The organism is Nocardiopsis sp. TNDT3, assembly GCF_003427465.1.
GTDB lineage: Bacteria > Actinomycetota > Actinomycetes > Streptosporangiales > Streptosporangiaceae > Nocardiopsis > Nocardiopsis dassonvillei.
Map to the genome: position 1 here is coordinate 1 of NZ_QPFC01000324.1, position 2,729 is coordinate 2,729.

Consider the following 2,729-nt stretch of genomic DNA (forward strand, 5'->3'; position numbering starts at 1 on the left):
GCGGTCGCGCGGCGCTGACGTCGCGCGACCGCCGCCCTGGCGCTCCGCGTGATCAACGTCCGCGCGACCGCGCGCGTGCGGGGCTCACCCGAGGCGGACCGGCCTTCCGGCCTGGCTCTTCGGCCCAGCTCTTCGGCCCAGCTCTTCGGTCCGGCCCTCCGGCCCGGCCCTTCGGTCTGATCTTTCGGAGGATCCCACGAGGCGCGGGCGCCGCCGGACCGGTCCGATCCCACCGACGGCGTTCCGATTCGCCTCCTTTTCACGCCCTCTCTTTCGGTCGGACATCCGCAGGGGCCATGATGTGCACGCCCGTCAACCCCCACTCCCCTCCGGAGAAGATGTGTCCCCCAACCGACCCGGACGCCTGGTCGCGTCCACGTCCGCCGCGGCGGCGGTGCTCCTGGGCCTCGGGCTCACGTCCGCGCCGTCCGCCCTCGCCGACACCGCCACCCCGGTGGTCAGCGAGGTCTACGGCGGAGGCGGCAACAGCGGCGCGGACCTGCGCCACGACTTCGTCGAACTGGGCAACCCCACCGGCGAGGCGTTCTCCCTCGACGGCTGGAGCGTGCAGTACCTGCCCGCCAACCCCAGGCCCGCCACCCAGGTGCAGGTCACGGCACTGAACGGCGAGATCGGCGCGGACGGGTACTACCTCGTGCGCCAGGCGGCGGGCGCCGGGGGCAGCACCGACCTCCCCGCCCCCGACGCCACCGGCGGCAGCAACATGTCCGCCACCTCCGGCACGGTCCTGCTCGTGCGGGGCACCGACCCCGTCACCTGCCGGACCGCCGCGGAGTGCACCGCGGACGCGTCCGTCGCCGACCTCGTCGGCTACGGGGACGCCGTCGTCCACGAGGGCGCGCCCGCGCCCCGGCTGGGCAACACCACCTCCGCCTCGCGCGACGACGCCCTCACCGACACCGGCGACAACGCGGCGGACTTCACGGCCGCGGCCCCCTCGCCCACCAACACCGCGGGCCAGACACCCGGCGGGGGCGGCACCGACCCCGAGGAGCCCGTCGAGCCCGGCGACCTGCGCGTCCACGACGTCCAGGGCACCACCCGGACCTCCCCCTACGCCGGACAGCAGGTCACGGGCCTGCCGGGCGTGGTCACGGCGGTCAACCCCTTCGGCGGCGCGCGGGGGTTCTGGTTCCAGGACACCGAGGGCGACGGCGACCCGCGCACCAGCGAGGGGCTGTTCGTCTTCACCGGGTCCACCACCCCGGACGTGGCCGTCGGCGACGAGGTCCTGGCCGCCGGACGGGTCAGCGAGTACAGCCCCGCCTCCGGTGCGCAGACCATCACCCAGCTCGACCAGGCCCGCTGGACCGTCCTGTCCTCGGGCAACGCCGTGCCCGACCCGGTCCTGCTCGACGAGGACGCCGTCCCCGAGGCGTACGCGCCCGAACCCGGCGGCGACGTCTCCGCGCTCGACCTGGAACCCGCGGAGTACGCCCTGGACTTCTGGGCCGCGCACGAGCACATGCTCGTCCGCGTGGAGGACGCGCCCGTCGTCGGCGCCACCGACGACTACTCCGCGCTCTGGGTGACCACCAAGCCCGGACAGAACCCCACCGTCAACGGCGGCACCCGCTACGGCTCCTACGGCGACCCCAACTCCGGACGGATCAAGGTCGAGTCGCTGCTGGACCGCGACCAGCACCCCTTCCCGGAGGCCAACGTGGGCGACACCCTCGCCGGGGTCACCGAGGGACCCCTCTACTACAGCCGGTTCGGCGGCTACCTCATCCGCGCCACCACCCTGGGCGGGCACGTGCGGGGCGGCCTGGAGCGCACCGCCGTCCGCGACGCGCGGCGCCACGAGGTCAGCGTCGCCACCTACAACGTCGAGAACCTCGGCGGGCGCGACGACCAGGCCAGGTACGACGCGCTGGCGGCCGGGATCGTCGAGTCCCTGAACTCGCCCGACATCATCGGCCTGGAGGAGATCCAGGACAACACCGGCCCGACCGACGACGGCGTCGTGGACGCCGACGTCACCCTGGACCGGCTGGTGGAGGCCGTGGAGGAGCACGGCGGCCCCGCCTACGAGTGGCGGCAGATCAGCCCCGAGGACAAGCAGGACGGCGGCCAGCCCGGCGGCAACATCCGCAACGCGTTCCTGTTCGACCCCGAGCGCGTGCAGTTCGTCGACCGCGAGGGCGGCGACGCGACCACCGCCGTGGAGGTCGTGGAGGGCGGGCGCGGCGCCGAGCTGTCGGTGTCCCCGGGCCGGATCAGCCCGCGGGACGGGGCCTGGGACTCCAGCCGCAAGCCGCTGGTCGGCCACTTCCGCGCCCTGAACCGGGACGTCTACGTGGTCACCAACCACTTCAACTCCAAGGGCGGGGACGAGTCCCTGCACGGCGTCCACCAGCCGCCGCGGCGCACCAGCGAGGCCCAGCGCCACGCCCAGGCCGGGCTCGTGCGCGACTTCGCCGAGGAGCTGCTGGCCGTGGACCCCGAGGCCAACCTGGTGGTCATGGGCGATCTGAACGACTTCCAGTTCTCCCGGACCCTGGAGATCCTGACCGCCGACGGGCCGCTGCACAACCCGATGACGGACCTGCCCGTGGAGGAGCGCTACAACTACGTCTTCGACGGCAACTCCCAGGCGCTGGACCACATCCTGGTCAACCAGGCGCTCGCGGGCCGGGTCGAGTACGACATCGCGCGGATCAACTCCGAGTTCTCCGACCAGGTCAGCGACCACGACCCCCAGGTGC

The 2,729-nt window shown here is 73.5% G+C and carries 1 protein-coding gene; it reads left to right on the plus strand.

Annotation, left to right across the window (positions count from 1 at the left end; all coding sequences use genetic code 11):
- Positions 1 to 340: 340 nt before the first annotated feature.
- Positions 341 to 2,729 (plus strand): endonuclease/exonuclease/phosphatase family protein (locus tag DQW06_RS08760; protein ID WP_117198271.1); only part of this gene is annotated, 2,389 nt, incomplete at its 3' end.